The sequence below is a fragment of the Burkholderia gladioli genome, from assembly GCF_000959725.1.
Taxonomy (GTDB): Bacteria; Pseudomonadota; Gammaproteobacteria; order Burkholderiales; family Burkholderiaceae; genus Burkholderia; species Burkholderia gladioli.
Genome location: NZ_CP009322.1, coordinates 2,599,855 through 2,622,921 on the forward strand (window position 1 = coordinate 2,599,855; position 23,067 = coordinate 2,622,921).

20 protein-coding genes are annotated in these 23,067 nt (G+C 69.1%); 5 read left to right on the forward strand and 15 right to left on the reverse strand.

Features of this window, described 5'->3' with window-relative positions:
* Nucleotides 1–288 precede the first annotated feature (288 nt).
* Entirely contained in the window at nt 289–1,221 is a 933-nt protein-coding gene (locus BM43_RS11615) for a LysR family transcriptional regulator (RefSeq protein WP_042284029.1), read from the reverse strand.
* A gap of 109 nt (nt 1,222–1,330) precedes the next feature.
* Here BM43_RS11615 and BM43_RS11620 point away from each other — a divergent pair, with 109 nt between their 5' ends.
* Complete coding sequence (locus tag BM43_RS11620) at nt 1,331–2,284, forward strand: NAD-dependent epimerase/dehydratase family protein (protein ID WP_036055483.1); 954 nt, start codon at nt 1,331–1,333, stop codon at nt 2,282–2,284.
* Between the two features lie 54 nt (nt 2,285–2,338).
* Here BM43_RS11620 and BM43_RS11625 read toward each other — a convergent pair whose 3' ends face one another.
* The 6 genes from BM43_RS11625 to BM43_RS11650 all read right to left on the reverse strand — a co-directional run bounded on the left by BM43_RS11625 (nt 2,339) and on the right by BM43_RS11650 (nt 8,954).
* Entirely contained in the window at nt 2,339–2,884 is a 546-nt protein-coding gene (locus BM43_RS11625) for a hypothetical protein (protein ID WP_036055482.1), read from the reverse strand.
* Nucleotides 2,885–3,001: 117 nt separating this feature from the next.
* On the reverse strand, nt 3,002–3,988 hold the full coding sequence (locus tag BM43_RS11630) for an alpha/beta fold hydrolase (protein WP_080741977.1): 987 nt from the start codon (nt 3,986–3,988) through the stop codon (nt 3,002–3,004).
* A 55-nt stretch (nt 3,989–4,043) separates the two neighbouring features.
* Complete coding sequence (locus BM43_RS11635) at nt 4,044–4,427, reverse strand: nuclear transport factor 2 family protein (RefSeq protein WP_052409094.1); 384 nt, start codon at nt 4,425–4,427, stop codon at nt 4,044–4,046.
* Nucleotides 4,428–4,717: 290 nt separating this feature from the next.
* On the reverse strand, nt 4,718–5,779 hold the full coding sequence (locus BM43_RS11640) for an HAD family hydrolase (RefSeq protein WP_025097835.1): 1,062 nt from the start codon (nt 5,777–5,779) through the stop codon (nt 4,718–4,720).
* 141 nt (nt 5,780–5,920) lie between these two features.
* Nucleotides 5,921–7,168, reverse strand: a complete 1,248-nt coding sequence (locus BM43_RS11645; protein ID WP_036055479.1) for a M20/M25/M40 family metallo-hydrolase — start codon at nt 7,166–7,168, stop codon at nt 5,921–5,923.
* A 79-nt stretch (nt 7,169–7,247) separates the two neighbouring features.
* Nucleotides 7,248–8,954 carry a M36 family metallopeptidase gene (locus tag BM43_RS11650; RefSeq protein WP_036055478.1) on the reverse strand — a complete coding sequence of 569 codons (1,707 nt, stop codon included), beginning with the start codon at nt 8,952–8,954 and terminating at the stop codon, nt 7,248–7,250.
* A gap of 732 nt (nt 8,955–9,686) precedes the next feature.
* Between BM43_RS11650 and BM43_RS11655 the strand changes: the two genes are divergently transcribed.
* On the forward strand, nt 9,687–10,580 hold the full coding sequence (locus BM43_RS11655; protein WP_013691274.1) for a LysR family transcriptional regulator: 894 nt from the start codon (nt 9,687–9,689) through the stop codon (nt 10,578–10,580).
* Nucleotides 10,581–10,604: 24 nt separating this feature from the next.
* Here BM43_RS11655 and BM43_RS11660 read toward each other — a convergent pair whose 3' ends face one another.
* The 5 genes from BM43_RS11660 to BM43_RS11680 all read right to left on the reverse strand — a co-directional run bounded on the left by BM43_RS11660 (nt 10,605) and on the right by BM43_RS11680 (nt 16,715).
* Nucleotides 10,605–11,537 carry a 2-hydroxyacid dehydrogenase gene (locus BM43_RS11660; RefSeq protein ID WP_045577450.1) on the reverse strand — a complete coding sequence of 311 codons (933 nt, stop codon included), beginning with the start codon at nt 11,535–11,537 and terminating at the stop codon, nt 10,605–10,607.
* The gene (locus BM43_RS11665) at nt 11,534–13,306 is read right to left on the reverse strand and encodes an IlvD/Edd family dehydratase (protein WP_017919548.1); all 1,773 of its coding nucleotides are present in this window, start codon (nt 13,304–13,306) and stop codon (nt 11,534–11,536) included. Before BM43_RS11665 ends, BM43_RS11660 begins: the two co-directional genes overlap by 4 nt.
* Nucleotides 13,307–13,402: 96 nt before the next feature.
* Nucleotides 13,403–14,350 carry a dihydrodipicolinate synthase family protein gene (locus BM43_RS11670; protein ID WP_036055475.1) on the reverse strand — a complete coding sequence of 316 codons (948 nt, stop codon included), beginning with the start codon at nt 14,348–14,350 and terminating at the stop codon, nt 13,403–13,405.
* 58 nt (nt 14,351–14,408) lie between these two features.
* Nucleotides 14,409–15,716, reverse strand: a complete 1,308-nt coding sequence (locus BM43_RS11675) for an MFS transporter (RefSeq protein WP_036055474.1) — start codon at nt 15,714–15,716, stop codon at nt 14,409–14,411.
* A 339-nt stretch (nt 15,717–16,055) separates the two neighbouring features.
* Nucleotides 16,056–16,715 carry an HAD family hydrolase gene (locus BM43_RS11680; protein ID WP_036055473.1) on the reverse strand — a complete coding sequence of 220 codons (660 nt, stop codon included), beginning with the start codon at nt 16,713–16,715 and terminating at the stop codon, nt 16,056–16,058.
* 219 nt (nt 16,716–16,934) lie between these two features.
* On the opposite strand from BM43_RS11680, the gene BM43_RS11685 reads away from it, so the two are divergent.
* Both BM43_RS11685 and BM43_RS11690 read left to right on the forward strand, forming a co-directional pair.
* On the forward strand, nt 16,935–17,402 hold the full coding sequence (locus tag BM43_RS11685) for an MEKHLA domain-containing protein (protein WP_172535065.1): 468 nt from the start codon (nt 16,935–16,937) through the stop codon (nt 17,400–17,402).
* Nucleotides 17,403–17,521: 119 nt separating this feature from the next.
* Nucleotides 17,522–18,577, forward strand: coding sequence for a hypothetical protein (locus tag BM43_RS11690; RefSeq protein ID WP_088555591.1), 1,056 nt, complete (start codon nt 17,522–17,524; stop codon nt 18,575–18,577).
* A 164-nt stretch (nt 18,578–18,741) separates the two neighbouring features.
* Here the strand turns inward: BM43_RS11690 and BM43_RS11695 are convergent, their stop codons facing one another.
* Nucleotides 18,742–19,401, reverse strand: a complete 660-nt coding sequence (locus BM43_RS11695) for a helix-turn-helix transcriptional regulator (RefSeq protein ID WP_036055471.1) — start codon at nt 19,399–19,401, stop codon at nt 18,742–18,744.
* 208 nt (nt 19,402–19,609) lie between these two features.
* On the opposite strand from BM43_RS11695, the gene BM43_RS11700 reads away from it, so the two are divergent.
* A complete protein-coding gene (locus tag BM43_RS11700; RefSeq protein ID WP_036055470.1) occupies nt 19,610–21,073 on the forward strand; it encodes an MFS transporter in 1,464 nt (487 codons plus the stop codon).
* Here BM43_RS11700 and BM43_RS37495 read toward each other — a convergent pair.
* Together BM43_RS37495 and BM43_RS11710 are read right to left on the reverse strand one after the other, a co-directional pair.
* Nucleotides 21,070–22,104: a hypothetical protein gene (locus BM43_RS37495; RefSeq protein ID WP_052409093.1), complete on the reverse strand. Its 1,035-nt coding sequence runs from the start codon at nt 22,102–22,104 to the stop codon at nt 21,070–21,072. The two genes, BM43_RS11700 and BM43_RS37495, sit on opposite strands and share 4 nt — an antisense overlap.
* The gene (locus BM43_RS11710; RefSeq protein WP_036055469.1) at nt 22,101–23,054 is read right to left on the reverse strand and encodes a hypothetical protein; all 954 of its coding nucleotides are present in this window, start codon (nt 23,052–23,054) and stop codon (nt 22,101–22,103) included. The genes BM43_RS37495 and BM43_RS11710 overlap by 4 nt, the downstream gene beginning before the upstream one ends.
* Nucleotides 23,055–23,067 lie beyond the last annotated feature (13 nt).

The window sequence follows — 23,067 nt, forward strand, 5'->3', positions numbered from 1 at the left end:
TCGTGTTCCCGACGCATGTCCTCATCGAATCCGGCGCGGCCCCGGCAAGCGATCGGGGGGCGGATCGGCGCGCCTCGCACCGGCCGGGCCAGCGGGGCTAGCGTAGCAAGAACAACGGCCCGCGCGCCAGCTTCGCATGAGATCGCAGTCACGCGCGGCGCGGACGGCGCGGGGCGGCGAACTGACAGCCTGTAAGTGTCGGACCACGCTGCCGGGCCATGACGCATGATGCGCCACGCCGCGAATTCCGGCAGGCTCGCCGGATCGCCGCCATGCGGCGCCGCCGGTTCAGGCCGTGCCGCGCGCGTAGCGGCCCAGTCCCTCGGCCAGCGCCGTGAACACCGCCATGCAGCGCGCGCTGCGCCGCAGGTCCTCGTGCATCGCCACCCAGGTGTCCAGCGTCAGCGAGATCGTGCGCGGCAGCAGGCGCACCAGCTCGGGATCGCGCGCGCCCAGCGCCACCTGGCACAGGCCGATGCCGAAGCCGGCGCGGATCGCCGCCAGTTGCGCGAGATCGCTGTCGGTGCGCAGCGCGAAATCCTCACGCGTGAGCGGCGCGATGCGGTGGCTGAGGGAACGCACGAAGGCCGTCTCGCGATCGAAGCCGATCAGCGTGTGGCGCGACAGCTCGGCCATCGTGCGCGGCGTGCCGTGCCGCGCGAGGTAGGCCCGGTGCGCATGCAGGCCGATCTCGATGCTGCCGGCGCGGCGCACCAGCAGCGCGGCCTGCTCCGGCCGGAACATGCGCACGGCGACGTCGGCCTCGCGGTGCAGCAGGTCGTCGACGCGGTTCGACAGCATCAGCTCGATGCGCAGCGCCGGATGCGCCTCGCGCAGCGCGGCCAGCATCGGCGGCAGCACCTCGACGCTCACCACCTCGCTGGCGGTGATCCGCACCGTGCCGCGCACGCCGTCGCCATGGCCGCTCGCGGCACGCCGCAGCGCGGCCGCCGAGGCGGCGATGGCCGCCGCGTGCGGCTGCAGCTCGCGCGCGGCGTCGGTGGGCGCGTAGCCGTCCACCGAGCGCGTGAACAGCGTGAGGCCCAGCGCGGCCTCCAAGCTCTCGACATGGCGGCCGACGGTGGGCTGGGCGAGGCCCATCGCGCGCCCCGCCGCCGACAGCGAGCCGGTGTCGAGCACCTGCAGGAAGCTGCGGTACCACTCCCAGTTGGGCTCGCGGCTTGCCGCCGGGGCCACTTCAGCGTCGCTCATGATATGCATTTATGTATGGATGAGCCACGATATTAGCCAATTTTCATTTAGGCGCGGGAAGACCACACTGCAAGGCATCGAAGGCGGCAGCGGGCCGCCGACAACAAGGAGCCTCGATATGTCGAAAATCGCCCTGTTCGGCGCCGCCGGCGCCATCGGCCAAAGCATCGCCGCCGCGCTGCGCGCCTCGCAACGTCCCTATCGCGTGGTCGGGCGCAACGCGGCGGCCCTGCAAGCCGGCTTCGGCGACGACCCGCTCGCCGAGATCGCCACCTGGGATCCGGATGCGCCGGGCTCGATCGAGGCCGCCGCGGCGGGCATCGACACCCTGGTCTACCTGGTCGGCGTCAATTATTGGCAGTTCGAACTGCACCCGGCCCTGATGCGCAAGACCATCGACGGCGCGGTGGCGGCCGGCGTCAAGCGCATCGTGCTGATCGGCACCGTCTACCCCTATGGACGGGCGCAGGCCAACCCGGTGCGCGAGGATCATCCGCGCGAGCCGCACACGTTCAAGGGCAGGATGCGCAAGGCGCAGGAGGACCTGCTGATGGAGGCGCACGCCGAGGGCCGCATCGAGGCCACCGTGCTGCGCCTGCCGGACTTCTACGGCCCGGGCGTGACGGCCAGCATGCTGCACGGCGCGATCCGCGCGGCCGTCGAGGGCGGCACCGCCGAGCTGCTGGGCCCGCTCGATCGCGACCACGAATTCGTGTTCGTGCCCGACGTGGGGCCGGTGGTGGAACGGCTGCTCGACACGCCCGCCGCCTATGGCCGGATCTGGCACCTGGCCGGCGCGGGTACCACCAGCCAGCGCGTCCTGCTCGACGAGATCGAGCGGCAGACCGGCCGCAAACTGAAGCTGCGCGTGGCGAACAAGACCATGCTGCGCGTGCTGGGGCTGTTCAGCCCGATGATGCGCGAGCTGGTGGAAATGAACTACCTGATGACGGAGCCGTTGATCCTCGACGACACGGCCTTGCAGAAGCTGATCGGGCCGATCCGCAAGACGCCGTATGCCGAGGGGATCCGGCTTTCGCTGGCGGCGCAGGCCGCGCGCGTGGCGGCCTGAAGCCTGCAAGCGCGTGCCTGGAACGGCCGGCACCGGCGCCGGCCGCTGGCGCGCTCACATCTTGCCGATGCCGGCCAGGATCGCCCCTCGCACCTGCTGCAGCGCGGAACGCGCGTTCGCGATCTCGGTATCGCGCGGCTTGTCGCCGGCGCCCTGGGTGATCTGCTTGAGTACCTCGGGATCGATCGCGGCATCGAACATCCGCTTGACGGCCAGTTCCGCGTACAGCTTGGCGTCGGTCACCAGCTTGGCGGCCTGCATCACCAGCTCGTTGCGCTTGGCCTGGTCCTTCTCCGAGCCCAGATCGCGCCGGTGCTCGAGGACGAACACCAGGCTGCTCATCGACTGGGTGAAATCGCGGCTGGCGCGGCCGAAGGCGACCGAATGCGGATCGGAGCCGGTCACGATCCGGCCCCGGTTGACGGTGGTATCGAAGGCGCCGCCCGTCAGGCTGCGCTGCAGGGAGGCGACGCTGGCATGCAGCACGCGCCCCTCGCTGGTATCGCCGATCTTCGAGCGGATCATCATGTCCGCCACGTCCCGGATTGCCTTCAGCAATCCGGCGGCGAACAGGTGGTCGCCACGCTTGCTGGTAGTCATCGCCTCTGCTCTCTCTTCGTTGTTGTCGATGTTGCGGGCTCCCCCGGCGCGCGGTCGCCGGGGCCCCGTTACTGTAGGAGAAAATCGAGCAGGGCGAAAGCGCCGGGCGTCCCGGCTTCAGTCCTTGAGCGTGTCGAGGAAGGCCAGCGTCAGCTGGGCGATCCGGTCGACCTGCTCGTCGGTCGCGAAATGGCCCGCGTCGAGCACGTGGATCTGCGCATCGGGCAGGTCGCGCCGATAGGCCAGCGCGCCCGGCACCAGGAACGAGGGATCGTAGCGGCCCCACATCACCAGGGCAGGCGGCCGGTGCTCGCGCAGCCAGGCCTGCCAGCGCGGGTAGGCGGCGACATTGTTGCGGTAGTCGTAGATCAGGTCGCCCTGGATCTCGCGCTCGCCCGGCTTCGACAGGAAGGCGTATTCGTCGAGCCAGGCCTGCGGATCGTAGCGCTCGGGATGCGGGCTGCCGATGATGTGGCGGTTGCGCGTCAGCACGAAGGAGGTGAAGTTGTCGAGCACCTCGGGATGCGCGTCGCGATCGGCCCAGTAGCCGGCAATCGCCTGCCAGTTCTTGCCGAGCCCTTCCTGGTAGGCATTCGCGTTCTGGATCACCAGGGCCCGCACGCGCTCGGGATGCGCCTCGGCGATGCGAAAGCCCAACGGGCCGCCATAGTCCTGCATCAGCAGCGTGTAGCGGCCGAGCTTGAGTTGTTCGAGCAGGGCATTGGTGGTTTCGGCCAGGTGATCGAATGTATAGGCATAGCGCGACGGCGGCGGCGCATCGCTTTCGCCGAAGCCGGGGTAGTCCGGCGCGATCACGTGGTAGCGCGTCGCCAGCAGCGGGATCAGCGATGCGTATTGCTTCGACGACGACGGATAGCCGTGCAGCATCACGACCACCGGCGCGTCCTTCGGCCCCGCCTCGCGATAGAACACGCCGACGCCGTCCACCTCGGCGCGGTGGTAGGTGGTGGTCGAGGCATCCGAGGGCGTCGTGGCGGGCTCGGCCGAGGCAGCCGAGGTGCCGAGCACGCCGGCCAGTGCACCGGCCGCCAGCATTGCGCCGAGCCGGGCCAGCAGCTTCATCGGCGTTCGATTCTTGTTCATCCATACTCCTAAGCAAATAGATTGCAATCCGGCGGTCCCGAACGTGTCGATCGGATCAGATGCGTGCGTCGGCCACGGCCTTGGTGTCGATGTACTGGCGGAAACGCGCGATCCGGCCGCTCCGCACCGTCCAGACATGCGCGTAACCCGCATCGGCGGTCTTGCCGGTCGCGCCATGCGTGCCGACGAAGCGCCCGATCGACACCACCGTCTCGCCCTCGCTCACGAATTCGGTGGGCGCGATCCGGAAGCTCGACCACTCGGCCATCAGCGGCGCCAGCAACCCCTCGGCCACCGCCTGCGGCCCGCGCTCCTTCACCTGGTAATGCCACATCGTGGTCCATTCGATGTCGTCGGCCATCAGCGCGAGCGCCTGGGGCGCGTCGCCGCGCTCCAGCGCCGCGTAGAAGTTCTGGACGATTTCGACCGGGGTAGTCATGGTGATGTCTGCCTTCTGAAAGTGAGGAAACGAGGGGCGCCCAGCCCGATGCGGGGCGCTTCCCGGGTCATGTCGATCAACCGTGGGCGTAACGTAGCATCGTCATAAGTAACCTGTCAAAGTATATTTTTAAGGTTACAAAATCAAGACGAACGAAGCGGCGACGCGGCCTGGCAGGCAGCTGATATCGATGGGGGGAAGGTGATGAAGCGAACAAGCGCCGGCATGCCGGCGCTTGCAGGTGAAGCGAGGAAGGATGGGGAGCAGGCGCCTTGTCGTGGCGCGCGGAACTATTGGATCGCGTCGGGCTTCACCTCGATCCAGTTGCGATCGGCCGTCACACGCTGCCCGAGCGCCTTCTGCCGTGCCGCCGCTTCCGTCCGCCAGCGACGCATCTCCTTCAGGTTCTTGTCCTTCTTGTCGACCCAGACGCGCACGCCGCCATGTTCGACGTCGGTGGCATTGAGCAGCATGTAGCCATCGGATATCGGCGTATCGCCGGCCACCAGCACCGGCTTCTTCCATTGGTCGATATAACCGACGATCGAGCCGAGCTTGCCCTCGTACCAGGTCATCGGGTTCATCAGGTAGGGGGTGATCACCAGCGAACGGTTGCGCATCTCGTCGTAGTCGCCCTTGCGGATCTGGATTCGCGAGGTGGTCAGCGCCTGCGTTTGCGGATCGCGCAGCAGCGTGGTCACGCCGATCACGTTCTGCGGCTTGACGTTGTAGCCATATTTCGGATCCGCCACCACCATGCGCGTGAGTTCCTCGTGCGCGGCCGTCATCACGTAGACGGTGATGCCGTTCTCGCGCAGCTTGTTGTACAGCTCCTGCATGCCGGTGAAGAAGCGCGGCGGCTCGACCGTGCCCTCCTCCACCTTGTCGCCGCTCCAGTAGCGGATCGGGATCGGCTTGCGCGTGGCCAGCATGGCGTCGATCTGCGTCTTCAGCTCGGCCAGCGACAGCCCCGAGAAGGCCTGGGCGATCCAGGGGTAGCAGACCAGGTCGTCGATCTCGCAGAGCCGGTAGTAGTAGCTGGTCAGCGATTCGCGGTAGTCGGGCGTGTCCTTGAAGGGGATCAGCTTCAGCGAGGGATCGAGCGTCTCGCGCGTGAGCCGCCCGTTCTGCTCCAGGTAGGGGAGCAGCGATTCCTCCAGGTCGTAGCGGTAGGTGGTGTTGTCGGCGTCGAATACCGCGTAGTCGCCGCGATTGGCGTGGGCGGCGATCATCGCGTCGAGCTTGCGCGCCGCCTCGGGCGGCCAGTGCGCCAGGTCGGTGGCGCCCGCCGAGGCGGCGAAGGCGAACAGGGCGAGGCTGGCGGCGGCAAGGCGCCGGACGGATTTCGGCATGGAAGGCTCCTGAGGATCGCTGCGGCAGCGTCGATTGTGCAGACGCCCCGCAATCCGAAACGTCACGAAAACGTCACACACTTGTCTACCTGCGCCATGCCGCCGGCAGGCAGCGACCCGGAGGTCGCGCCGCCGCCTGCCTTAGCGTTTCGCCGCCGCGCCGTCGCCCAGGTCTACCGCATAGGCCAGCGCCAGCTTGCCGAACTTCAGCGCGTGGTTCGCCTGCCGGTCCGAATTCGCCAGCGTGTCGTTGACGGTATGGATATACGGGCTGTCGTTCTGGTCGGCCTCGAACGGGAACGAGGCGCGATAGCCCTGCGCGGTCCACGAGGCATGATCCGAGCACGCATAGCCGCACACCGAGGTTCCCACCGAGAGCTCCGGCAGGTAGGTCTTCGCGAGCGTCTGCAGATAGCTGTTCTGCGCAGCGTTCGTGTAGTCGGTGATCAGGTAGATATCCTTGGCGTCGCCCTTGTAGTTCGTCATGTCGAGCTGCAACACGCCCACCACGTTGACGTTCTGCGCGCGGAACTGCTTCGCGATCTCGTTCGAGCCCAGCAGGCCGGCTTCCTCGGCCGAGTAGCCGATGAACTTGATGGTGCGCTTCGGCTTGTAGTTGTTGGCCAGCATCACGCGCAGCGCCTCGGTCAGGCTGGCGATGCCGGAAGCATCGTCGTCGGCGCCCGGCGCGCGCGTGTTCTCCGAGGTCCGGCCGACCGTCGAATCGAGGTGGCCGCCCAGCACCACCGTGCCCGCCGACGGGTCGCTGCCCTGGATGGTCAGGATCACCGACTTCTGCGCCCACTTGCTGTGCGTGAACTGCTCGACCGTGATGTCGCCGCGCGAGCCGGCCAGTTGCTTCCACTGCTGGGCCAGCCAGTTCGAGGCGGCCACGCCATGCGAGGTGGTGTAGTAGCGATTGGTGAAGTTGGTCGAGAGCGCCGTGATGGTGCTGACGATGTTGCTGGCCTGCAGTTGCTGGACCCATACCGCGATCGGCTGGGCGCTGGCGAGCGCGAAGTCGGCGGCGGCCTCGGCCTGCTTGGCCTGCGGCGCCGGCTGCAGCGCGCGCCGCGCCGCGTCGAAGGAATCGTGCACGATGAAGCCGGGCCCGTGGCCGCGCCCGTGATGCACGGCGTAGGCGAGCTCGCCGAGCACGGCGTCGTCGACGCGCGCGATATGCACGGTCTCCTCGTGCGCGGCGCCGTCGGCGGTCTTGCCGGCGGAAAGCGTGGTGCTGTAGAGCGAGGCCGCGCCGGCATCGAGCTGCCGGAGCTGCTGGAAGGCCGGATCGCCGAGCGTGATCCAGACCGGCGCCGCGTGCGCCGCGGCCGCGAACAGCGCGCCGCACAGCGCGAGCGCCAGGTGTTTCGGTTTCGGTAGAGGCATGGTCGTCCCGTCAAGGGTCATGATGTCGAGAAATCGGCGCGCGCCGCGGGTCGCGCGGCACGCACCGGCCAGGCGATCCTCAGGACTTCTGCGGCACCGTCACGGCGTAGGTGCAACTCTTGTTGTAGGCGTTCGCGATCGCGTTGATCTGCGTGCTGCTGTAGCCGAGCGCCGAGGCCGCCGTGATCACGGCCTGCGCGGCCGCCTTCTGGTTGGTCGAGCCGTTGGTCATCGACAGGCCCTTCAGGAAGGCCTTGTCCATCGCCTGGCCGCCGATCGCGTCGCGCGCCACCAGGTTGCACGAGGCCCAGTACTGGCCGGCCGTGTGGATCTCGGAGCTGCGGATCTGCGCATAGGTGCGGCCGACGTTGTAGTTGGTCACGCGGCCCGGCCAGAATTCGTTGTGGCCGTCCCAGTTGTAGACCCAGTTGTACTGCGCGTCGGACGGGCTCCACTGGTTGAAGTCGCGGCTGTAGCCGGCCGCCAGGTAGTCGCCCACGCCTTCCGACAGGCCTTCCGATTGCGACAGCCCGCCATTGGTGATCCAGTCGTGGATGCCGTGGCCCAGTTCGTGGATCACCACGTCGGCGTCCTCGGCGTCGTCCACGCCGCCCTGGCCGAAGGTCAGCTGGCCGCTGCCCGAGGAATAGGCCGAGTTGTCGTCGCCCGATTCGCCGTGCGGATCGAACTGCACGCCGCCCGTGTACTGGTAGGGCAGCGCCTTGATGCCCAGCGTCTGGTTCACGTAGCGCAGGAAGGTATCGATGTGGTAGTAGGCGTTGACGGCCTCGAAATAGAGGTTGCCGCGCGTGAACTCGAAGGCCGGCGAGGACTGCACGGGGCAGGCGTTGTCGCGCGGCGCATCGAAGTCGACACAGGAGGCGAACGGTCCCGACAGCGAATAGCTCGCGCCCGATTGCTTCAGGTCCTTCAGCGTCACCCGCACGCGCGCGGCGCTCAGCTGGGTGGAATCGGCGTTGTTGTTGTCCTTGTAGCCGGTGCTGCCGTAGCTGCTCTTGGTGGAGGACAGCGGATCGGGGCGGAACACGTAGCCCGAGCCGTCGACGGCGTAGAAGGCCTTGTCCTCGGCGCGCAGCACCTCGCCGCTGGTCGCGTCGATCAGCAGTTCCCAATCGCCCTTCGGGCCGCCGTCGGGCCGGCCGCGCACCTTCCAGGCCGTGTGCGTGCCGGCCGCGTCGCGGAACGCCACCAATTGCGCCTCGGCGTTGCGCAGCTCGCCGATGCCGAGATAGCTGCGTGCGCGATCGAGCGCCTGCTGCTGGTCCACCGCCTGCGTCTTGGACGCCTTGGGCGCCACGCCGCCGATCGCATTGCTGGCGACGTACAGCACGCTGCCGTCCTTGCCGATCGTCACGGCGATCTCGCTGCCGTAGACGGGCAGCCCCGCCGCCACCTGCCGCAGCCGCACCACCGTGAAATCCGGGTCCTGGCGCTGCGACACCAGCTCGAGGCCGGCCAGCGCGGTCGCGTCCAGGCCGAGCTGCCTGGCCTGCGTGGCCAGGAAATCGCGGGCGGTCGCCTCGGGCGTCGAGGCGGTCTTCTTCACGCGGTAAGCCGGATTCGCGAGCGTGACCGACACCGCGCCGGTGCTGCTCGGCGCGGCCTCGCCGCCGGCGGCGGCCCTGGCCACGCCGCGCGTCAGGCTCTCGCGCAGGTTCTCGGCCTGCGGGTTGCCGGTCTTCGACTGTGCCGCGACGCCATGCACCATGCCGAGACCCAGTGCGATGCTCAATGCGAGCGGCAATGCCTTGCGTGCTGTCTGCATGTGTTCACCTCTTGCTACGGTTAGGTTGGAACCGCGCCCGGGGCGGGTCGCGGGTACGGCAGGTACGACCAGGCGCCGCGCGTCGGCACGACGATGCCGTCACGCAGTGCGAGACTGCGATGCCTTGGTTAGTGAAACTAAGTATCTTGCGCGGACCGGGCGCGCGAAGCGGGCGCGCTGGCTACGAGGTGCCGGAAGGCGGCGGGCGGACGGAGGAAACCGGGGATTGGCCGCTTGCTTGCATCGTCATCTGATACCCCTCGATGGATCGAAACGTCGATGGTGCCGCGGCAGCGATGCGTACCGATTGTGTCGGCCGGATTCTCGTGCAGCCCGCGGAAGTGTCGGACATATTACAGAATATTTTCTTGGAGATTGCGAATTATTTTCGATACTTCTTTCGTTGAAATCCTCTATTAACAAAATGACCGCCGCATGCCGATGAAGCGGCATGAAATACCGGCCGCATCGCCTTGTCGCTTATGGCGCGGCAGGAACGAATCCATTCCATTTCGCGTCGATTGCGCTGCCAATGCGGATTCTTTTATTTATGGCAATTGACCACGATTCGATTAAAGATAAACGCGATCATCGACGGCAGGCTGAATGGCGCCGGTAAAGCGGCATCCATCGCGATAGCCGGGCGAACCGGTTCCGGTCGCGGCCCGCGCGAACCCGCGCGTCAGCACTGACACCGATGGAAGCGGTTCCGCCCCGCCCCTACAATGCGCCATGGACATTCGTTACGTGCAGAGCTTCGTCGCGGTGCTGGAATGCGGTTCGATCGCCGAGGCCGCGCGCCGGCTCGACCTGACCGCCACGGCGGTGTCGGCACGCATCCATTCGCTGGAGGAAGCGCTCGGCGCGCAACTGGTGCGCCGCTCGGGGCGACGCGTGGTGCCGACCGCCGAGGGCCTGAAGATCCTCGACAGCGCGCATGCGGTGCTGCGCTCGGTGCGCGACATGCAGGCGGTCGCGCAGGACGGCCGCACCGAGCTCGGCGAACTGCGCGTGGGCGTGTTCGTCTCGGCGATGGTCAGCCTGCTGCCTTCGCTGCTGCAGCGTGTCTACGCGGCTTATCCGGGCTTCCGGATCTTCGTCGAACCCGGCGCCTCGGTGGAGTTGTGCAGGAAGGTGGGCACGGGGGAGCTGGATATCGCGATCGTCGTCGAGCCGCAGTTCACCATCCCCAAGACCTGCGAATGGCGCATCCTCACCGAGGAACCGCTGGTGGTGGTTGCGCCCGCAAGCATGGCGGGGCGCGACGCGCACGAGCTGCTGCGCGCCGAGCCCTTCATCCGCTACGACCGCAGCGTGCTCGGCGGCCAACTGGTCGAGCGCTACCTGCGCGACCACGATCTGCATCCGAGGCAGCGCCTGGAGATCGACGGCCTGTTGGCAATCGCGGCGCTGGTGGACAAGGGACTCGGCGTGTCGTTGCTGCCGGACTGGCCCTCGCTGTGGACCAGCGGCCTGGCGATCGCGCGGATCGCCCTGCCCGATCGCGCGCCGGTCAGGCGCATCGGCATGATCATCGCGCGGCACACGCCGCGCCTGCCGCTCGCGCAGGCCTTCGCGCACGAAGCGGCCGAGTTGTTCAGTCCCGAACGCGACGGCGGTGACTGAGCCGTCGGCATCGACACGCGCGCATCACACCGGCGTCAACGGCGCCTCCCCCGCCAGCACGCGATGCACGTTGTCGAGCATCAGCCGCAGCATGGTGCGGCGCGTCTCGTGCGTGGCCGAACCCGCATGCGGCGCCAGCACCACGTTGGGCATCGACATCAGCGGCGAATCCGCCAGCGGCTCGGCCTCGAACACGTCGAGCGCCGCGCCGCGTATCGTGCCGCGCGCCAGTGCACTGGCCAACGCGGCCTCGTCGACCACCGAGCCGCGCGAGACATTGACAAGGAATCCGTCGGGGCCGAGCTCCTCCAGCACGTCGGCGTCGATCAGGCGACGCGTGGCCGCGCCGCCGGGGCAACTGACGATCAGGATCTCGGCGTGCCGCGCCAGCGCCGCCGCCTCGCGGAAGTGGAGATACGGCACCGGCTTCGGCTCGCGGCCGCAATAGGCGAGTTCGACGCCGAACGGCGGGAGCCGCTTCGCGATCTCCGCGCCGATGCGCCCGAGCCCGACGATGCCGACGCGCTTGCCGGCCAGCCCCGTGGTCAGGGGATAGGCCGCGCGGGTCCAGTCGGAGGAGCGCACGTGGCGGTCCATCGCCGGAATCTCGCGCAGCAGCGCCAGCAGCAGGCCCACCGCCAGCTCCGCGACGGCCGCGTCGAGCACGCCCGGCGTATTGGTGACCACCACGCCATGCTCGCGCGCCGCCGCCAGCGGAATCGCGTCGTAGCCGACGCCCGAGGTGGCGATGATGCGCAGCGCCGGCAGACGCTCGAGCCAGGCCGGCGCGACGGGATACCGGCTGCGCGTGACGATCGCGCGGATCCGGCCGGCCAGCGCCGCGTCGCGCGCCAGGTCCGCCTCGACGTGGCATTGCAGCTCCGCGTCGATCGCCTGCTGCAGCTCGGCCGGGAATTCGCCGATCCGCAGCACATGGGGACGTTCCGGCCGGCTCATCGCGGGTCGCGCTCCTTGGCCCCGGCCTGCAGGCTCGCGGCGCGCAGGAAATCGAAGTCGACGCCTTCGTCGGCCTGCGTGACCGTCTGCAGGAACAGCTTGCGATAACCGCGCTCGGCGCTCGGCCGCTCGATCGGCGTCTCGGCCGCGCGCCGCGCCAGTTCCTGGTCGGATACCAGCACCGACACTTCGCGCCGCGCCACGCTCAGGCGGATCCGGTCGCCGCTGCGCACATGGGCCAGCGGCCCGCCGATCGCCGATTCGGGCGTCACGTGCAGCACGATGGTGCCGAACGCGGTGCCGCTCATGCGGCCGTCCGAGATCCGCACCATGTCCTTCACGCCGGCCCGCGCGAGCTTGCGCGGGATCGGGATGTAGCCGGCCTCGGGCATGCCCGGCGCGCCCAGCGGTCCGATCCGCTTGAGCACCAGCACGTCGTCGGCGCTCACGTCGAGCGCCTCGTCGTCGATCCGCGCCACCAGGTCCTCGATGCTCTCGAACACCACCGCGCGCCCTTCGTGCTCCATCAGCCGCGGATCGGCGGCCGACTGCTTGATGATCGCGCCGCCCGGCGCGAGGTTGCCGCGCAGCACCGCCAGGCCGCCCTGCGGATAGATCGGCCGCGCGAAGGGGCGCACCACGTCCTGCTCGAAGCCTGAGCCGCTCGCCTCGATCCGCTCGCCGAGCGTCTCGCCGGTCACCGTCAGCGCATCGAGGTGCAGCAGCGGCTTGAGCTCGCGCAGCAGCGTGGCCACGCCCCCGGCCTTGTGGAAGTCCTCCATGTAGTGCTGCCCGGTGGGCTTGAGGTCGAGCAGCACCGGCGTCTCGCGGCCCATGCCGTCGAGCGCGTCCAGGTCGATGCGATGGCCCAGGCGCCCGGCGATCGCGGCCAAATGCACGATCGCATTGGTCGAGCCGCCGATCGCCAGCAGCACGCGCAGCGCGTTGTCGAAGGCCTTCGGCGTCAGCACGCGGTCGATGGTGAGCCGCTCGGCCGCCAGCTTCACGGCCGCCGTGCCGGTTTCCTCGGCCGCGCGGATCCGGTCGGCGGTCACCGCGGGCGGCGTGGCCGCGCCGGGCACCGTCATGCCGAGCGCCTCGGCGATGCAGGCCATGGTGCTGGCGGTGCCCATCACCGAGCAGGTGCCCACGCTCGCCACCAGTTGGTTGTTGACGTCGGCCACTTCCGTCTCGTCGATCTCGCTGGCGCGGAACTTCGCCCAGTAGCGGCGGCAATCGGTGCAGGCGCCCACCCGCTCGCCGCGATGCGAGCCGGTCAGCATCGCGCCCGTCACCAGCTGGATCGCCGGGATGCCGGCCGAGGCGGCGCCCATCAGTTGCGCGGGCACGGTCTTGTCGCAGCCGCCGATCAGCACCACCGCGTCCATCGGCTGCGCGCGGATCATCTCCTCGGTGTCCATCGACATCAGGTTGCGCAGGTACATCGAGGTCGGCGAGGCGAAGCTCTCGTGGATCGAGATGGTCGGGAAGTCGACCGGCAGGCCGCCGGCCAGCATCACGCCGCGCTTCACCGCCTCGATCAGCTGGGGCATGTTGCCGTGGCAGGCATTGAAGCCGCTGCCGGTGTTGACGATGCCGATCACGGGACGGTCGAGCGCCTGGTCGGTATAGCCCGCGCCCTTGATGAAGGCCTTGCGCAGGAACAGCGAAAAGCCGGCGTCGCCGTATGAGGTGAGGCCGCGCTTCATGCCGGTGGCTTCGTCGTCGCCTGGATTGCGCTTCGTCTGCTCGGAGGATCGATCGTCCATCATGTATTCCTTGCTGGTGTCGCTGGTGTTGCCTGTGGCGCGGGCCTCGAAGGGCTCGCGCCTCCTTTGGAGTGCTGCGTGTTTCGTTTCGCGCGCTCAGGCCCGCTGCGCGGGCGCCACGCCCGGCATCGCGAAGCCGGCCGCGTCGAGCTCGGCCCGCAACTGCGCGGCGGCCGCCGCGTCGAGGGCCATCAGGGGCGGACGCACGATGCGCCAGCGCTCGGCGCCGCGCCAGTGCGCGAGCGTGGCCTTCATCGCCGGAATCATGGGCCGCGACTGGAAGATCTTGCGGATCGCCGTCACCGCCTGTTGCTGCGCCCGCGCCTCGGCACCGCCATCGCCGCCCAGCGCGCAGAGCCGCGCGATGGCGGCCGGGTTCAGGTTGGCGGTCGCGCTGATGCAGCCCGCGCCGCCGATCGGCAGCGCCGCGCCGAGCAGGGCCTCGCTGGCCGGGAAGATATCCAGGCCGTCGGCCGCGAAGCGCTCGATCATCGCGCGCGTGTTGTCCCAGTCGCCCGAGGAATCCTTCACGCCGGCGATCGTCTTCGGGTAGCGGCGCACCAGTCGCTCGATCAGCGCCGGCGTGATCGGCACGCCCGACAGCGCGGGGATGTGATAGAGGTACAGCGCGAGCCGCGCGTCGCCCACCCGCTCGATCACCTCCGAGTAGTAAGCGAACAGGCCGTCCTCGCCGAGCGGCTTGTAGAAGAACGGCGGCAGCATCAGCACGCCGGCCGCGCCGGCCCGCACCGCGTGCCGCGTAAGCCGCACCGTGTCGGGCAGGGCCGAGGTGCCGGTGCCCGGCATCATCCGCGCGGCGGGCACGCCGGCCGCGAGCAGCGCCTCGGTCAGCTCGATGCGCTCGCCCACCGACAGCGAGTTCGCCTCCGAATTGGTGCCGAAGATCGCCAGGCCCGCGCCGCTCGCGACGAGCCAGCGGCAGTGTTCGACGAAGGCCTCGGCGTCGGGCGCGAGATCCTCGCGAAACGGCGTGAGCACGGGCGCGAGGACGCCGCGCAGGCGAGGGAGGGAAGAAGCGTTCATGCCTGGATTTCCTGGAGATCGGGAACGGGGCCGGCGCGGCGCGGCTGGCGCGATGCTTTCATCGGTTGACGATCCGCGCGGGCAGGAAGACGACGATCAGCAGCGCCGACAGCGTCAGCGTGCCGGCCACCAGATAGAGGCCCGAGGACAGCGTGTGGGTCTGCGTCTTGAGCCAGCCGATCGCGGCGGGGCTGACGAAGCCGGCCAGGTTGCCGGTCGAGTTGATCAACGCGATGCCGGCGGCGGCGCCCGTGCCGCCGAGGAACGAGGTGGGCAGCGCCCAGAACATCGGCAGCGCGCAGATCACGCCGACCGTGGCCAGCGTCAGGCCGATCATCGCCAGCGTCAGCGAGTTGCCGCCGAACGCGCACAGGCAGAAGCCGGCGGCGGCCAGCAGCGCCGGCGCGCCGACGTGCCAGCGGCGCTCGCGGGTGCGATCGGCGTGGCGGCCCACCAGCAGCATCGCCACCAGCGCGCAGGCATAGGGGATCACGGTCAGCAGCCCGACCATGAACGGGTCGGCCACGCCCGAGTTGCGGATGATGGTGGGCTGCCAGAAGCCGATCGCGTAGGAGCCCATCACGATCCCGAACAGGATCAGGCACAGCAGCCAGACGCGCGCCGAGCCGAATACCGCGCCCACCGAGCCGTGCGTGCGCACGGCGGCATCGCTGCCCACCTCGTCGGCGATCACGGCCTTCTCGTGCTCGCTGAGCCACCTGGCCTGCTCGACGCGATCGTCGAGGAAGAAATAGATCACCACGCCCAGCACGATCGCCGGCAGCGCCTCCACCACGAACAGCCACTGCCAGCCGGCGTGGCCGGCCGCGCCGTTGAAGGCATGCATGATGTAGCCCGACAGCGGCCCGCCGACGATGCCCGACACGGGATTGCCGGCCATCAGCACGGCCACCATCTTGCCGCGCCGGTGCGAGGGGAACCAGTAGGTCAGGTAGAGGATCATGCCGGGGAAGAAGCCGGCCTCGGCCACGCCGAGCAGGAAGCGCACCACGTAGAACATGGTGGGCGTGGTGACCCAGGCCGTCACCAGCGAGAGCACCGCCCAGCTCACCATGATCCGCGCAATCCAGCGGCGCGCGCCGAGGCGGTGCAGCAGCAGGTTGCTGGGCACCTCGAAGAAGAAATAGCCGACGAAGAACAGGCCCGCGCCGAAGCCGTACACCGCCTCGCTGAAATGCAGGTCGCCGAGCATCTGCAGCTTCGCGAAACCGACGTTGACGCGATCGAGGTAGGCGACCACGTAGCAGATGAACAGCAGCGGCATGAAGCGCCAGGCTGCCCGCCGGAAGGTCGCGTCGGCGGACGGCCGGGCCGCCCCCATGGGTATCGCGGGGTGAGTCGACATTCGCTTGTCTCCGTGTGCCGGCGCGCGCCCGGTCGAGGCGCGCCGTCTTGCGAGCGCGTCTCTGACGGACGCGCTTCGTCGGTACCTGGATCGGCTCAGGTACGGTCCGCCGGAGCGTGCTGCGGGAATCGCTTGGTTTCCGGCGTTGCAGCGAGTATTGCAAGCTTCACCAGGCGGAAAAAGCAGGGATTGCGTCGTTCAGACCTCAAAATTTTTTCTGTTTGGCGTCGAGGCTCGGAACGTGGACTTCGTGGTTTCGAGGGGAAATGGCACGGCTCGCTCGAGTCAATCGGCCAGCATGACGAATCCAGAACAAGCACATCGCGATCGGAATCCGGCTCAGCCCTCCGCCCCCATCTCCAACACCTCCCCCAGCTCCCGCTCGATCGCGCGGCACCCGCGCTCGCGCCATTGCGCGCTCGAGATCTTCCCCGTCACCGCGCCGACGAAGCGCGTGCCGGCCGCCGCCGCGGCCTGCTGGTCGGCCGTGTGATCGCCGACGTAGAGCGCCTCGTCGGCCTTCACGCCGAGCAGGTCCAGCGCTTTGAGCAAGCCTTCGGGATCGGGCTTGTGCCGGCCGACATCCTCGTGGCCGACGATCACCGTCACCAGTTGGGCGAGATCGAGATGGCGCAGGATCTGCTCGATCCGGTAGCGGTACTTGGTCGAGACGATCGCGACCGGGATCCGCCGCGCATGCAGCTCGGCCAGCAGCGCGACCGCGTCCGGGTAGAAGCGCGTCATGCCCACCATCACCCGGTCGGCATGCGCGACGAAGCGGGTCCGGTAGCTGGCGGCCAACGCCGCATCCTCGTTGCCGCTCAGGAATGCGAAGGTCTGCTCGAGCGTCAGCCCGATCGAGTCCTCGATGCGCTCGCGCGGGGGCACCGCCTGCCCCATGTCGCCGAGCGCGGCGGCGGCGCAGAAACAGATCGCATCGCTCGAATCGGCGAGCGTCAGGTCGAAGTCGAACAGGTAGGCGCGGGGGGAAAAGGACATGGTCGGACCGGGCAAAAAGGGCTTTCGATCATAACGGATCGCGCCGCGCGACGCCGCTTCGCGTCGTCCCCGCCAAGCTCGGGCACGGCGCCGACGCGGCGCGCGTTTGTCGCCTACAATGCCCCAAGCTTCGCCGCCTCGCGCCCGCTCCGGGTGCGCCGGTTTCCTCCATCCACGCCCCGTCGCCTCACAGGTATGACCCAGCCCACCCCCGCCCCGCTGTCGCGCAGTACCGATCCCGAATTCTTCGCCCTCCTGGCCGACAGCTATCGCCGCCTGCTCGGCAAGCCGCTGGTGCCCGACAGCGTGCCCGCCGAGGCACGCGCGGCCTGGCTCTACGAAAGCGCCCCATTCGGCATCCTCGCGCACAACACCGAGGCCGATCCGGTGTTCGTCTACGGCAACCAGCGCGCGCAGGCCATCTTCGGCTACGACTGGCAGGAGCTGACCTCGCTGCCCTCGCGCCTGTCGGCCGAGGCGCCCGAGCGCAGCGAGCGCCAGGCCTTCCTCGACCAGGTGGGCGCGCACGGTTATGTCGACAACTATCGCGGCATCCGCATCGCCAAGTCGGGCGAGCGCTTCTGGATCGAGGGCGTGACGGTCTGGCAACTGAGCGATGCCGACGGCACCTGGCGCGGGCAGGCCGCGCTGCTGCCGAACGTGACGCCGATCGAGGCCGCGGGCTGAACCTCGCCCGGCGCCGCCGGGCCGCCTGTCGATCGACGGAATAAGCGCGCCCCGCCGGGCGTTCTGCCTCTGAACGGAGCGTCATCCCCGACGTCTCCCCCGCTTCGGAGCGCAGTTTGATGAAACCTACGCGCAGCACCGCCCGCCGCCGGCTCGCCGGCGCCCTGCTCGGCGCCTGCCTGGCCGGCACGATGGCCCTGCTCGCCAGCCTGCCGGCCGGCGCCGAGCCGGCCACCCACCTGAGCGACGTCGAGCGCAATTACCGCCGCCTGCTCGAGGTGCTGCAGCACAGCCCCGCCGCGCTGTCCGACCCGGCCCAGCGCACCGAGCTCACGCGCGCCTCGGCGCTGTTCCTCGCCGCGCTCAAGCGCGACGGCAGCGCCCGCGACGCGCTGGTCACCGACACCCGCAACATCGTCGCCTCGCTCGGCGACGGCAGCTTCAGCGCGGCCGGCAGCATTCGCGCGCTGCAACGCGACGCGGCCGCCGGCAACGCGCTGCAATCGGGCCCCTGGGACCCGAGCACGCTGCCCGGCGCGTCGATCGCGGCACCGATCGGCATCAACCTGGTGCAGAAGCACGAGGGCGACTGCGTCGGCATCTCGGTGGTCAAGGCCTTCTCGACCACGCCGACCGGCAAGGACATCCTGCATCGCGCCGTGCGCCAGCTCGGCCGCGACCGCTACAGCGTCAGCCTGCCCGGCGATCCGTCGCGCACCTACACGCTCGCGGCCGACAGCCTCGACCAATACGGCACCGGCGATCCGGCGGCGGCCGCCATCGTCGGCGCGATGTTCCAGTATTTCCATCTCGACCCGGCCAAGGGCTCGCTGCCGACCAACAAGGTGATGGCGGTGCTGGCCGGCGGCTACGGCACGCATGCGCGCCTGGCAGATCGCGACAGCAGCAGCCAGGACATCGTCGGCTTCCTCGGCCAGCACGCCGACGAGCTCGGCTCGCGCGTGGCGATGGTGTTCGGCGGCAAGCCCGACCGGCACGGCGACTGGTCCAAGGGCGACGGCCATGCCTTCGCGGTGATCCGCGTCGACGTGCCCGGCAACATGGTCTATTACACCAACCCGTGGAACGAGTCGGTGGTCAGGAAGATCGCGCTGTCCGATCTCGCCAGCCAGGCGGCAGGCACCTCGGCCGACTTCGAGTTCGTGCGCTTCTAGGCCGTCGCGGCGGCTTCAGACACGGGCTTCATACCCAGGCTTCACACAGGCTTCAGAGCGAGCCCGGCCACCGGTCCGGGATTTCAGTGCCGAAGGCGTGCCACGCCTTCGGCTTTTTTTCGTCGGCGTCGCGGCGAGATCGAACGTCGAACGCCCGAACTCGCTCAGGCGGCGGCCCGCTCCCGCACGCGATAGACGCAGCGCCGCGCGCCCGCCGGCACGTGCTCGACGCGCTCGATCGAGGCCGCGTCGCCGAGCATCTCGCGAAAGATCTCCAGCTCCGAGCGGCAGAACCCCTGGCAGGCGGTGGCCGCCGCGCAGATCGGACAATGGTTTTCGATCAGCAGCCAGCCGTCGCCGTCCTCGGCGCGCGCCCATTCCGCGAAATACCCCTCGCGATCGCGCAGCTCGGCCAGCTTCGCGAGGCGCGCCTCGAGCCCGGTCACGCCCGCCAGCGCGCGCGCATAACTCTCGCGCGTCTCGGCCTCGCGCGCGCGGATCAGCAGGTCGAGCGTGGGCTCGCCCAGCGTGCCGCGGATGATGCGGATCAGGTCGACCGTCATGTCCGCATGCGCGTCGGGGAAATGCCCGTGCCCGAGCGCCGTGAGCCGCCAGACCCGCGCCGGCCGCCCGACGCCCTGCGGCATGTTCTCGGCCGCCACCAGGCCCTCCGCCTCCAGCTTCTTCAACTGCTGCCGCGCGGCCTCCGAGGTGGTGCCGAGGCAGGCACCCAGCTCGGCCGATTGCTGCGGGCCGCGGCGTTTCAATACGTTCAGCACGCGCTCGGAAACAGGCAGCGCGGGCTGCGGAAAGGATTCGTCCATCGATCGCTTGTCAATCAGGGAGCTTGTTCAAAACAGGGAAACAATCGGAGCCAGCGCAATATTCACCCGAATAAAACAAGGGAATTCTTGACTAACTGACCCACCAAGGCAAATCATGTGCGCGATTCTTACAAAATGCCTGGGAGATTGTCATGCCCCGTTCCCTTCTATTTCCGGTTCTCCATCGTCCAGCCCGGCGGCCCGCGCGATGAGCCCGGCCACCACCACCTCCTCCTGGGGCGAGCTGCTGTCCGGCCGCAACGGCCTGCGCTCGATCGCGCTGGCCGGCGGCGTCGCACTGCACGCGATCAACATCTACCTCGCCACCACCATCCTGCCTTCGGTCGTGCACGAGATCGGCGGCCTCGAGTACTACGCCTGGAACACCACCTTGTTCATGGCGGCCTCGATCGTCGGCGCGCCCTTGTCGACCAACCTGCTGGCCCGGGTCGGGCCGCGCGCCGCGTACCTGGTCGCGCTGGCGGTGTTCTGCGCCGGCACGCTGGCCTGCGCGGCCGCGCGCGACATGCCCTGGATGCTGGCCGGGCGCGTGGCGCAGGGTTTCGGCGGCGGGATCCTGGTCGCGCTCAGCTACGCGCTGATCCGCATCGTGTTCGCGCCGCGGCTCTGGTCGCGCGGCATGGGCATGGTGTCGGGCATGTGGGGCATCGCCACGCTCTGCGGCCCGGCGATCGGCGGCCTGTTCGCCGAATCGGGCCACTGGCGGCTGGCCTTCCTCGCCCTGCTGCCGATCGCGGCCCTGCTGGCCCTGATCGTGATCACGCAACTGCCGGCACGACAGACGCAACGCGTCCCGGCCGCGCCCGCCGCGCTCGGCCGGATCCTGCTGCTGGCCGCCTCGGTGCTGGTGGTGTCGGTGGCGAGCCTGTCGCGCAGCGCCGCGGCGAACGTGGCCGGCATCGCCGTCGGCGTCGCGCTCACGCTCTGGATCGCGCGCCTGGAGCGCGACCCGCGCGTGAGACTGCTGCCGAGCGGCGCCTATTCGCTGCGCCAGCCGCTCGGCGCGATCTACGCCTGCATGAGCCTGCTCGGGATCGGCGTGACCACCGAGATCTTCGTGCCGTATTTCCTGCAGACGATCCATGCCCAGCCGCCGCTGCTGGCCGGCTACCTGAGCGCCCTGATGGCGGCCGGCTGGTCGATCGGCTCGCTGGTCGGCTCGGGCCGCGGCCCGCGCGCGGCGCGCGTGCTGATGCGCGGCGGGCCGGTGCTGGTCGCGCTGGCCTTGCTCGCGCTCGCGCTGCTGATGCCGGTGCCGGGCCTGCTGGCCGCCGGCGCGGGTATGGCGGCGCTGTGCGGCGCGCTGGTGGCGGTCGGGCTCGGCGTCGGGATGGGCTGGCCGCATCTGCTCACGCAGGTGCTGACGCGCGCGCCCGCCGGCCAGGAAGACCTCGCTTCCGCCTCGCTCACCACGGTCCAGCTTTACGCGACGGCGATCGGCTCGGCGCTGGCCGGGCTGGTCGCGAATCTCGGCGGCTTCACCGAGCCGGGTGGCCTGGACGGCGCACGGCAGGCGGCTGCCTGGCTGTTCGCGGTATTCGCGATCGCGCCGCTGCTGGCCGCGATCCTGGTGCGACGCGTATCGGGGGCGCCGCCGGCGGCAGTGGCCGCGCCCGTGGCGGCGGCCTCGACGTCGACCGAGGACGCTTAGGTCGAGGCCGGCGACGAGGGCGCCGGCGCTGCCGCCGTGGGCACTGCCGCACCGGCGGACGAGGGCGCAGCAGCAGCCGCAGGCGCCACCGTACTGGTGGACGACGGCGCCGCCGCCGCCGCGGGAACCGCCACACCGGCAGACGACGGCGCAGCAGCCGCCGCGGGCACCGCCGCACCGGCGGACGATAGCGCAGCAACAGCAGCCGCAGGCGCCACCGCACCGGCGGACGACGGCGCCGCCATCGCCGCAGCCGGTGCAACGGCAGCGGCAGCCACCGCACCACCACCGAGAGCCATGAGGGCAGCAGCGGCAGGGTTCGCAACGGGGGCCGGCGGCGCCACTACCGCCACCGCCGCCCCGGCAGTCACCGCCGCCGGATACGCCGGCCGCATCGCGATCGCCAGCGGAAACCCGCTGACTTCGTGCATGCCGTGATCCACATAGACCTGGTCCGGTTCGCTCGACGGCTGCGCGTTGGTGATCAGCCCCGAGCGCGCATAAACGCCGCCACCCACGCCGTGGAACGGCCCCGGCGGCACGCGCGGGAAGCCGAGCTGCTGCGCCGTGTAGAGGAAGTCGCTGACGTTGGTGTCGCCGATCGGCGAGCCGGCACGCTCGGAGAACTTCGCGTCCCAGATCGCGGTCACCTGCCCGAAGGCCGGCGTCGCATCGCCGGTCTTTTCCGTGATCGAGATATCGGGCGCGCGCAGCTTGCCGTAGCGGTCGCTGATCTTGATGCCGGGGTTGAGATCGTATTCGTGCGCGCCGCCGGCCTTCGGCGTGATCCTCGCGTAGGAAAAATTGCACTTGAGCGCCGGCCCCTTGGGCCACACCGCCTTCTTCTTGCGCGTTACCACCTCGAGCTCGTGACCGGCCTCGAGCTCGGCGCACAGGTTCAGGAAACACAGGAATTCGAAGACATAGGAATCCTGGTCCGTGTCCACCGCCGCGTGGGTGCTCCAGACAGCGGCATCCGCGAGCGTGTGTTTGACGGCGCGCAGGTGTTTCAGCAGATCGATTCGTTTCATCGTGCGGCGAAGGTCCGTTCGAAGCTCAGTTCGCTGGTGCGATTGCCGTCGCTGGAGACGAAGGCCATCAGCTGCGTGAGAAAACCGCCGTCGACCGAGCCGAGGTCGATGTCGAGATAGCTCGGCGGCAGCCGCTGCAGATCGTCCAGCGACTCGAGCACGATCCGGTTCGGGTTCGCGGCGTCATCGGGCAGCGGCTCGAGCTCGGCAAACAGCGCCTCGAAGGCGCGCAGTTGGCGGCCCGCCGATGCGCTGCCGCGCGTGTCCTCGTCGGCGAAATGCACGGCGTCGAAGGTGCCGATGCGCTCGGCGGCGCGCAGTTTCCGCCATTGCGCATTGGCCTCCACCAGCATCTCGCCGACCGGCAGGATGCGCGCCTCGACGAAGCCGATCAGCCGTTCGAGCCTCGCCCGGTAGCTGGCCTGCCGGGACGGGTTCAATGCCTCGCGATGGTCGAACTCGATGCGCGTGCGCGCCGGCAAGGCGTAATAGAGCGAATAAAAGGCCGTGCGCGAGACGAAGATGCGATTGTTGAGCAGCACGTCGGCGTCGACCTGGGGAATCTCGCGGAACGGAAAGCGGAAATGCCGTTCCGGCACCTCCAGGCGCTTGACGAAGCTGAGGCTGTAGAGGAAATCGTCGAGTTCGAGCGGATGGTCCAGCCCCAGCTTGCGCCCGAGTTCGAAGCGATAGCGATAGACCTTGCCCTCATCCTCGATCGGCAACTGATAGCCCAGCGCGAAGTCTTCCGGCAGCTCCGGCGCCGCGTCGCGCTCCTTCATCTCCACGGCCTCGACCACATAGAGCATCGGCTCGATATGGCCCATGCCGTTGCCGAGAAACAAGGCGTCGCCGACGGCAATACGCACGCGGCGACGCGATTCGATTCCCAAGCTGTCGTCGCCGAATCGGATCGATTCGGCCTTCCCGTTGATCAGCCAGAATTTCATTGGCCCGTTGGTC

Bases quoted from the DNA above. Each gene is read 5' to 3' on its own strand.
- BM43_RS11615 (WP_042284029.1), bottom strand. From the start codon at position 1,221: ATGCATATCATGAGCGACGCTGAAGTGGCCCCGGCGGCAAGCCGCGAG.
- BM43_RS11620 (WP_036055483.1), top strand. From the start codon at position 1,331: ATGTCGAAAATCGCCCTGTTCGGCGCCGCCGGCGCCATCGGCCAAAGC.
- BM43_RS11625 (WP_036055482.1), bottom strand. From the start codon at position 2,884: ATGACTACCAGCAAGCGTGGCGACCACCTGTTCGCCGCCGGATTGCTG.
- BM43_RS11630 (WP_080741977.1), bottom strand. From the start codon at position 3,988: ATGAACAAGAATCGAACGCCGATGAAGCTGCTGGCCCGGCTCGGCGCA.
- BM43_RS11635 (WP_052409094.1), bottom strand. From the start codon at position 4,427: ATGACTACCCCGGTCGAAATCGTCCAGAACTTCTACGCGGCGCTGGAG.
- BM43_RS11640 (WP_025097835.1), bottom strand. From the start codon at position 5,779: ATGCCGAAATCCGTCCGGCGCCTTGCCGCCGCCAGCCTCGCCCTGTTC.
- BM43_RS11645 (WP_036055479.1), bottom strand. From the start codon at position 7,168: ATGCCTCTACCGAAACCGAAACACCTGGCGCTCGCGCTGTGCGGCGCG.
- BM43_RS11650 (WP_036055478.1), bottom strand. From the start codon at position 8,954: ATGCAGACAGCACGCAAGGCATTGCCGCTCGCATTGAGCATCGCACTG.
- BM43_RS11655 (WP_013691274.1), top strand. From the start codon at position 9,687: ATGGACATTCGTTACGTGCAGAGCTTCGTCGCGGTGCTGGAATGCGGT.
- BM43_RS11660 (WP_045577450.1), bottom strand. From the start codon at position 11,537: ATGAGCCGGCCGGAACGTCCCCATGTGCTGCGGATCGGCGAATTCCCG.
- BM43_RS11665 (WP_017919548.1), bottom strand. From the start codon at position 13,306: ATGGACGATCGATCCTCCGAGCAGACGAAGCGCAATCCAGGCGACGAC.
- BM43_RS11670 (WP_036055475.1), bottom strand. From the start codon at position 14,350: ATGAACGCTTCTTCCCTCCCTCGCCTGCGCGGCGTCCTCGCGCCCGTG.
- BM43_RS11675 (WP_036055474.1), bottom strand. From the start codon at position 15,716: ATGTCGACTCACCCCGCGATACCCATGGGGGCGGCCCGGCCGTCCGCC.
- BM43_RS11680 (WP_036055473.1), bottom strand. From the start codon at position 16,715: ATGTCCTTTTCCCCCCGCGCCTACCTGTTCGACTTCGACCTGACGCTC.
- BM43_RS11690 (WP_088555591.1), top strand. From the start codon at position 17,522: ATGAAACCTACGCGCAGCACCGCCCGCCGCCGGCTCGCCGGCGCCCTG.
- BM43_RS11695 (WP_036055471.1), bottom strand. From the start codon at position 19,401: ATGGACGAATCCTTTCCGCAGCCCGCGCTGCCTGTTTCCGAGCGCGTG.
- BM43_RS11700 (WP_036055470.1), top strand. From the start codon at position 19,610: ATGAGCCCGGCCACCACCACCTCCTCCTGGGGCGAGCTGCTGTCCGGC.
- BM43_RS37495 (WP_052409093.1), bottom strand. From the start codon at position 22,104: ATGAAACGAATCGATCTGCTGAAACACCTGCGCGCCGTCAAACACACG.
- BM43_RS11710 (WP_036055469.1), bottom strand. From the start codon at position 23,054: ATGAAATTCTGGCTGATCAACGGGAAGGCCGAATCGATCCGATTCGGC.